The organism is Morganella sp. GD04133, assembly GCF_029835375.1.
GTDB classification, from domain to species: domain Bacteria; phylum Pseudomonadota; class Gammaproteobacteria; order Enterobacterales; family Enterobacteriaceae; genus Morganella; species Morganella morganii_B.
The window spans coordinates 113,306-121,408 of sequence record NZ_JAODZS010000012.1 but is presented as its reverse complement, the minus strand read 5'-3'; the positions used below and the strand labels follow the sequence as shown (position 1 = coordinate 121,408).

General features: G+C 50.4%; 7 protein-coding genes. 2 read left to right on the top strand and 5 right to left on the bottom strand.

Features of this window, described 5'->3' with window-relative positions; all coding sequences use genetic code 11:
- Nucleotides 1–48 precede the first annotated feature (48 nt).
- Nucleotides 49–2,637, bottom strand: a complete 2,589-nt coding sequence (gene topA, locus N7387_RS07850) for a type I DNA topoisomerase (protein ID WP_262864705.1) — start codon at nucleotides 2,635–2,637, stop codon at nucleotides 49–51.
- 287 nt (nucleotides 2,638–2,924) lie between these two features.
- On the opposite strand from topA, the gene N7387_RS07845 reads away from it, so the two are divergent.
- Nucleotides 2,925–3,176, top strand: a complete 252-nt coding sequence (locus N7387_RS07845; RefSeq protein WP_015422731.1) for a YciN family protein — start codon at nucleotides 2,925–2,927, stop codon at nucleotides 3,174–3,176.
- A gap of 90 nt (nucleotides 3,177–3,266) precedes the next feature.
- On the opposite strand, the gene sohB is transcribed toward N7387_RS07845, so the two are convergent.
- Entirely contained in the window at nucleotides 3,267–4,319 is a 1,053-nt protein-coding gene (gene sohB, locus N7387_RS07840; RefSeq protein ID WP_262859396.1) for a protease SohB, read from the bottom strand.
- Nucleotides 4,320–4,499: 180 nt separating this feature from the next.
- On the opposite strand from sohB, the gene N7387_RS07835 reads away from it, so the two are divergent.
- Nucleotides 4,500–5,282 carry a YciK family oxidoreductase gene (locus tag N7387_RS07835; protein WP_279798098.1) on the top strand — a complete coding sequence of 261 codons (783 nt, stop codon included), beginning with the start codon at nucleotides 4,500–4,502 and terminating at the stop codon, nucleotides 5,280–5,282.
- A gap of 15 nt (nucleotides 5,283–5,297) precedes the next feature.
- Here the strand turns inward: N7387_RS07835 and N7387_RS07830 are convergent, their stop codons facing one another.
- The 3 genes from N7387_RS07830 to N7387_RS07820 all read right to left on the bottom strand — a co-directional run bounded on the left by N7387_RS07830 (nucleotide 5,298) and on the right by N7387_RS07820 (nucleotide 8,096).
- Nucleotides 5,298–6,278 (bottom strand): hypothetical protein, encoded by a 981-nt coding sequence (locus tag N7387_RS07830; RefSeq protein ID WP_279798097.1) that lies wholly within the window; start codon nucleotides 6,276–6,278, stop codon nucleotides 5,298–5,300.
- Nucleotides 6,279–6,432: 154 nt separating this feature from the next.
- The gene (rluB, locus tag N7387_RS07825; RefSeq protein WP_262859399.1) at nucleotides 6,433–7,365 is read right to left on the bottom strand and encodes a 23S rRNA pseudouridine(2605) synthase RluB; all 933 of its coding nucleotides are present in this window, start codon (nucleotides 7,363–7,365) and stop codon (nucleotides 6,433–6,435) included.
- 110 nt (nucleotides 7,366–7,475) lie between these two features.
- Complete coding sequence (locus N7387_RS07820) at nucleotides 7,476–8,096, bottom strand: L-threonylcarbamoyladenylate synthase (protein ID WP_025153121.1); 621 nt, start codon at nucleotides 8,094–8,096, stop codon at nucleotides 7,476–7,478.
- Nucleotides 8,097–8,103: the final 7 nt, after the last annotated feature.

Genomic DNA, 8,103 nt, shown 5'->3' with positions numbered 1-8,103 from the left:
CCTGACCGGTTTTTACTGTTACCTTACCGCCGATATTATAACGACAAATTATTTGGATTTTTCAACCCATTTACCGTCGATATAGAATGCAGACCAGCCGGTTGCTTTGCCGTCTTTATCAGATGCCACATACTGCTGTTTGGTTTTGCGGCTCCAGCGGACCGTGGTCGGGTTACCGTCCGGATCTGCCACCGGCGCTTCCGCCAGATAACGCATTTTCTCAGACAGACGATCTTTAAAGCGAACCAGTTCTGCCACCTGCGGTGCGCGGGTTTCCCGTGATTTCGGGAAGTTATGTGCCGCCAGGAAAATCCCCGCTGCACCATCACGCAGTACAAAGTACGCATCTGACTTCTCGCACGGCAGCTCCGGTAACGGTACCGGATCTTCTTTCGGCGGAGCCACTTCGCCGTTACGCAGAATTTTACGGGTGTTTTTACACTCATCGTTAGTGCAGCCCATATATTTACCGAAACGTCCCATTTTCAGGTGCATCTCAGAGCCGCATTTTTCACACTCAACGACCGGGCCGTCATACCCTTTAATGCGGAATTCGCCCTCTTCAACTTCGTACCCTTCACATTCCGGGTTGTTACCGCAGACATGCAGTTTACGGCCGGTGTCAATCAGGTAGCTGTCCATCGCCGTGCCGCATTTCGGGCAGCGGCGGCGGGCACGCAGTGCGTTGGTTTCCGCATCATCCCCTTCAAGGATATTGAGGATTTCGTGTTCCGGGATCAGGTTGATAGTCTGCTTGCAGCGTTCTTTCGGCGGCAGCGCATAACCGGAACAGCCCAGGAATACCCCGGTGGAGGCGGTACGGATCCCCATCGGACGGGAACAGGTCGGACAGATGATCGAGGTGATAACCATCGGGTTCGTCCGCATGCCGCCTTCTTCCGGATCTTTGCCCGCGTTATCCAGCTGCTTGCTGAAATCGGCAAAGAATTCATCCAGCACGGATTTCCATTTCGCTTCATTGTTAGCGATATGGTCAAGCTGATTTTCCATCCGCGCGGTAAAGTCGTAGTTCATCAGTTCCGCAAAGGTTTCTTCGAGGCGATCGGTGACAATTTCACCCATTTTCTCGGCATAGAAACGGCGGTTTTCCACTTTCACATAACCGCGATCCTGAATAGTGGAAATAATTGACGCATAAGTGGACGGACGACCAATACCGCGTTTTTCCAGCTCTTTGACCAGCGATGCCTCACTGAAACGTGCAGGCGGCTTGGTAAAGTGCTGTACAGGTTCAATCGCTTCGCGCGTCATGACTGTACCCGGCGCAATCGCAGGCAGCGTATTATCATCATCATTCTTACGCAGTGCAGGCATCACTTTGGTCCAGCCATCGAAACGCAGTGTGCGTCCTTTAGCTTTCAGTATAAAGTCACCCGCTTCCGCGATCAGTGTGGTGGAATCGTATTTTGCCGGTGTCATCTGACACGCGACAAACTGACGCCAGATCAGCTGATACAGACGGCGCGCATCCGGCTCCATATCCTTGAGCATCTCTTCCGTAACAGCGATATCAGACGGACGGATAGCTTCGTGCGCTTCCTGGGAATTCTCTTTGTTGCTGTACAGATTCGCTGAGGCAGGCAAATATTTATTACCGAAATTCTCAGTAATATAGTCACGCGCCATCGTAATGGCATCCTGGCTCAGGTTGGTGGAATCGGTACGCATATAGGTGATGTGACCGGCCTCATAGAGACGCTGTGCCATCATCATGGTTTTCTTCACACCAAAGCTCAGGCGTGTACTGGCGGCCTGCTGGAGCGTGGAGGTAATAAACGGCGCCCCCGGCTTGCTGGAGGTCGGGCGATCTTCGCGGTCAATAATTTTAAACGTGGCGGCCTGTAACTTGCTGACAGCAGCATGCGCCTGTTTTTCATTAACTGCTTTGAACGTTTTTCCGTTTTCCTGTACGACTTCCATGCGCAGCTGATCTTTTTTATCAGACAACAGTGCATGGATCTGCCAGTACTCTTCCGGCACAAACGCTTTAATTTCACGTTCACGTTCAACAATCAGACGCACCGCGACAGACTGCACACGACCGGCGGATAAACCACGGGCAATTTTCTTCCACAGCAGCGGAGAAACCATGTAACCCACCACGCGATCCATAAAGCGGCGCGCCTGCTGGGCATTCACCCGGTCAATATTCAGTTCGCCCGGCTGTTCAAATGCCTGGCTTATCGCATTTTTGGTGATTTCGTTAAACACCACCCGGCTGAAACGGCTGTCATCACCGCCGATCACTTCCCGCAGGTGCCATGCAATGGCTTCCCCTTCGCGGTCAAGGTCCGTTGCGAGATAGATGTGTGATGCATCGGCAGCCAGATGCTGTAATTCAGACACAACCTTTTCTTTGCCCGGCAGAATCTGATAATCCGCTTCCCAGCCGTGGTACGGGTCAACGCCCATCCGGCTGACCAGCGCTGTGCGTTCGTCTTTTTTAACTTTTTTCGTTTTATCGCCTGCAGCAGCGGGTTTACGGCTCGCTGAACCACTCGTCGGCAGATCCCGGATATGACCGACGCTGGATTTCACCACGTAGTCTTTGCCGAGATACTTGTTAATCGTTTTGGCTTTTGCCGGGGACTCCACGATGACAAGAGCTTTACCCATAATTATCATTACCTAAATTTTCGGGGCGATTATAAAAACGCCAATTTTTGCGTTAAATACACTGCCTTTTATATTGAGGCACTTTCGTAATAGATCAACTCTTTTTATACTAATGCTTTGTTTCAACTCAAAACATCTGTCAGGAAATGATGTATTTTTAATATCGCCGTCACCGGAGTGTATTACGCAAATAGTCTTCCCGCCACGTTGCGGGGCTCTTGAAAAGTTCACACTCTACCTGATAAATAGTGATGCGCAACAAATTATTTTTCAAAGGAGTTCACAGAATGCAAAAAGAAACCATCGCCATCAGCAAACAAGAGTTATTAGAAAAAGCCAATAAAATCATACAGGAACATGAAGATTTTCTGGAAGGTATGCAGGCTGATGATGTTGAACAGAAATCCGGCGTATTGGTTTTTAAAGGTGAATACTTTTTAGACGACCAGGGCCTGCCGACACTCAAAAGTGCAGCCGTCTTTAATATGTTTAAACATCTTGCTCACGTTCTGTCAGAACAATATCATCTGGCGGATTAACCGGCGGATGCCGGAATCATCACCGGCAGGATAATAATAATCCGCAAAGAATAACGGCAGCCCGGGCTGCCGTTATTTATATTGCGACGGTTATTTCCCGACCGGGCCATTCCCGCGCTGCCACCAGCGGAGAATAAGGCGGTCAGCACTCATCATCACACTCTGGGTGATTTTATCGATAAGACGCTTACGGCGGAAATAACGCACCTGAATGACTTCGTGGTCAGGGATTGCGGCAACAATTAAATCATCACTGACTGCCAGATCATCAACCAACCCCAGCGCTTTTGCCTGAGTACCGTACCAGTGTTCACCGGTTGCCACTTTATCAATGTCCAGAGACGGACGGTTCTGAGAAACAAAGTTTTTGAACAGAACGTGCGTTTCATCCAGCTCCTGCTGGAATTTCTCACGGCCTTCATCGGTATTTTGCCCGATGAATGTCAGCGTGCGTTTATATTGACCAGCCGTATGCATTTCCACATCAATATCATTTTTCTTCAGCAGACGATGGATGTTAGGCACCTGTGCCACCACACCAATCGAGCCGATAATCGCAAACGGCGCAGCCACAATTTTATCCGCCACACACGCCATCATATAACCCCCGCTGGCCGCGACTTTATCCACCGCAATGGTGATACGGATATTTTTCTCACGCAGACGGGTCAGCTGAGCGGCGGCCAGACCGTAGGCATGCACCAGTCCGCCCGGGCTTTCCAGACGCACCAGCACTTCATCCAGACCCGGTTCAGCCACAGACAGAATAATGGTGATTTCTTCACGCAGCGATTCCACTTCGTGTGCATCCAGGCTGCCTTTAAAATCGATCACATAAATGCAGGATTTGCGCAGACGGGTCTGCCCGTTTTTGGCGTTGCTTTTGTCTTTTTTATCTTCGTTTTTTTGTTGTTTTTTAAATGCTTTATTCCAGACTTTCTGCTCTGCTTCGCTCATGCGGGCATGTTGCATTTCACGCTGTCTGTCACGGTAATTTTCACCCAGATCCGTCAGACGTAATTTACCCAGAGACTGCCCTTTACGAATGCTGAGCATGACAAAGAACACGACAATGGCAATGATTGCCAGAACAATAGTTACGGTTTCCGCAAGAAATAAACCGTATTGTGAGAGAAACTCCACCGGCACACCTTAATGCTGTTAAATTGAATGGCGCTATTTTAACTAAAAAATCTGATAAATGCTCAACTAGTTTTGTAACCCTTGATGGCAATCACGCCCTGAGGACGGTATGATAAAAACGGGTTCACCGCCTTCCCGGTATGTGATACCCGTCCATTCGCTTTTCCGGAGTTATCTGCCATGCATAATAATGATGTATCCCGCTTTTCGCCGTCCTCCCCTGATGCACTGAAAAATAAAATCATACTGATCACCGGTGCCGGTGACGGGATCGGCCGTGAAGCTGCCCTGACCTATGCCCGCTACGGCGCGGAACTGATCCTGACCGGCAGGACAGAATCCAAATTACAGACCGTCCGTGACGAGATAACACAGCGTTACGGGTCAGTACCGCACATTTATCAGCAGGATTTGCTGACACTGACAGAAGCGCAAAGCCGTCAGTTCGCCGCCGCACTGGCACAGGACTTTCCGCGCCTCGACGGCGTGCTGCACAATGCCGGTATTCTGGGTGTGGTCGCCCCGGTCACAGAGCAGCCGGTGCCGTTATGGCAGGAGGTGATGCAGGTGAATGTTAACGGCACCTTTATCCTGACACAGGCACTGTTACCGCTGTTGCTGAAATCCCCGCAAAGCTCACTGGTATTCACATCATCAAGTGTCGGCCGCGAAGGCCGTGCCGGATGGGGTGCCTATGCCGTCTCCAAATTTGCCACTGAAGGCATGATGCAGGTTCTGGCTGAGGAATATAAAGGGACCGGTCTGCGCGTCAACTGTATTAATCCGGGCGGTACCCGTACTGCCATGCGCGCCGGGGCATTTCCGGATGAGGCTTCCGAAAAACTGAAAACCCCGGCGGATATTATGCCGACTTATTTATATGTGATGTGTGACGACAGTGCCGGTAAAAACGGGATCAGCTATGATGCGCAGCCCGGCCGCAAAGCCGGACCGGCGGAATAATAAAAAACAGTAATATCAGTGTGCCGGGAGTGCATCATCCGTTTGCAGCAGTAAAATCCCGGCACCGAAAATCTCACCGGTTTCCTGCATAAATTCACTGAATTTCCGGCTCTCTTCTTTATCTGTCCCGTTCTCTTTATCGCTCTGCAGCAATATCTGACGATAACGATTAGCCATCCGCATTAATACCGTATGATAACGGCTGTATATTTCATATTTCTTTGTCACATCGGTCTGATGCCGGAACTCCGTCACAATATCCGTGATTTTCTCAGCACCCTCACGCAATTCCGGATCCTGAAACCGGATATCATGCAGGCGGAGAGTATTACCGGTATCCGCATCCTGTTCCGGGGTGATCACGGTATTATCCGGTAATAAACTGACACCGCGCGGATTGTATTCTAGGAACCGGCGAAATTCATTTTCATTCATACAGATTGTCATCATTCCTTTTTCCCCGGCAACAAATCTGTCCAGCACAGCTTTTATATCCGGTACATCGGAAGAAAACCGGCATTTAAACAGATTATTATCGATAACGTCGGCATTACTTGTTTGTAACGGCCCCTGATAATAATGACCGTCAAATTTAAATGTTTTCACCCGGGAATTAAATTGCGGTGAATAAAGGGTATCGCCGTCATGAATGGTATAGGAATAATAACGGGCACGGGACGGATTGAGGATCCCGCCGCTGTTTCCGGGATAAGCCATAAAGGAAATCTGCTGTCCCTGCGGTGTTTCCAGCTTATTGAGGCCGGCCGGCAGATAAACGCTGCCCTCCGCACCGTGTGCAAGGTGATAGCTTTTTCCGTTTACCGTAAAAAACAGATCATCCCCGGTAATATTACTGTAGTAATACCGGCTCAGTTCAGGTGTGCCGGGCTGTGTTTTGTCACCACATCCCGGGAGCAGAAAGATGAGCGTTAACAGACCGCATCTGGCTATCGCAATAATCATCTCCTCGCAGATATCTCTCTGTTTTCCGGTCATTCACCGGCAGGAAATACGGTTTTGATTATTTTAACCCACACTGCGGGTATTTGCATGACCTCTGCACAAAAAAACGCCCTGTACGCAGGTACAGAACGTTTATAAGAACAAAGACAGGCTGAAATAACAGAAAATACCGGTTTTACGCGGATTATTATTTACCGGTACGGCGTTTCTGTGTATTTCCGGTTCCCTGACGGGTTGATGACGGACGCCCGGAATGACGTTTTGATGCGGTAGTGCCGACTTGTGAATGACGTTTTACCGCACGGCGGATCTGATTGGCTTTGATCCGGCGTTTATCACTTTCCACAGAAACCTTGGTGGTGGTTTCCGCAGGCAGTCCCACCAACGCACGCAGATAGTTGGTTTTTTCCAGATTCAGTTCCACCCATCCGCCGCGCGGCAGCGCTTTCGGCAGATCGATATCGCCGTAACGGACACGGATCAGGCGGCTGACCTGCACACCGACCGCTTCCCACATCCGGCGGACTTCGCGGTTGCGGCCTTCGGTCAGAGAAACATTAAACCACTGGTTGATACCTTCCCCGCCTTTGAATTTCAGCGAACGGAATGACGCCGGGCCATCTTCCAGCTGAACACCTTTGAGCAGCTGATTACGTTTGGCATCATCCACTTCACCGAAGACGCGGACCGCATATTCACGCTCCACTTCACGGCTCGGGTGCATCAGGCGGTTTGCCAGTTCCCCGTCAGTCGTGAACAGCAGCAGACCACTGGTATTCACATCCAGGCGGCCGACCGCAATCCAGCGGGCTCCCTGAATACGCGGCAGGCGATCGAAAACCGTCGGGCGGCCGTCCGGGTCGTGGCGGGTACATAATTCCCCTTCCGGCTTGTAATACGCCAGTACACGGCACGGGTTTTTCTGTGCATCTTTGATGCCTAAAACCCGGCCGTCGAGGCGGATTTTGGCATTAGTATTCACATCGATACGGTCACCCAGTGTGGCGGTTTTACCGTCAATGGAGATACGGCCCGCTTCGATGTAACTTTCAATCTCGCGGCGTGAGCCATGCCCTGCATGTGCCAACACCTTTTGTAACTTTTCTGTTTTCTGGCTCATTGAGCACCCTCTGCTGTCGCCTTCACAGGCGTCATAAAAATCAACCGCAGCATTATACACAGGTTAATGCACGGCGCTAACGCATTTTACACATGTGACGCACACGGCAATCACAGGAACGGCGTTACATCTCCGGTTCCTTCACGCACCACAACCGGTACGTCGTCAGTCAGGTCAATTACCGTTGTCGGTTGCTGACCGATATAGCCGCCGTGGATCACCAGATCCACCTGCTTGCCCAGGGTATCATTAATTTCTTCCGGATCGGATTCCGCAAAATCATTGCCCGGCAGGATGAGACTGGCTGACATCAGCGGTTCGCCCATAGCGGCAAGCAAATCCATGGCAATCGGATTCGACGGAATACGCAGACCGATGGTTTTGCGTTTTTCACTCATCAGACGGCGCGGTACTTCTTTCGTCGCCCGCAGAATAAAGGTGTAATTACCCGGCGTATTATTTTTGATCAAACGGAATACCGTGTTATCCACATGCGCATAGGTGGAGATATCCGATAAATCACGGCACATCAGGGTAAAATTATGGTTACTGTCTATCTGACGCAGACGGCAGATCCGCTGTAATGCGTCTTTATCTTCCAGACGGCAGCCGATGGCATAGCCGGAATCGGTCGGGTAAATCACCACACCGCCTTTGTTAAAAATATCCACGCTCTGATTGATCAGGCGTGCCTGCGGGTTATCCGGATGGATATAAAACATCTGGCCCATGTTGTTT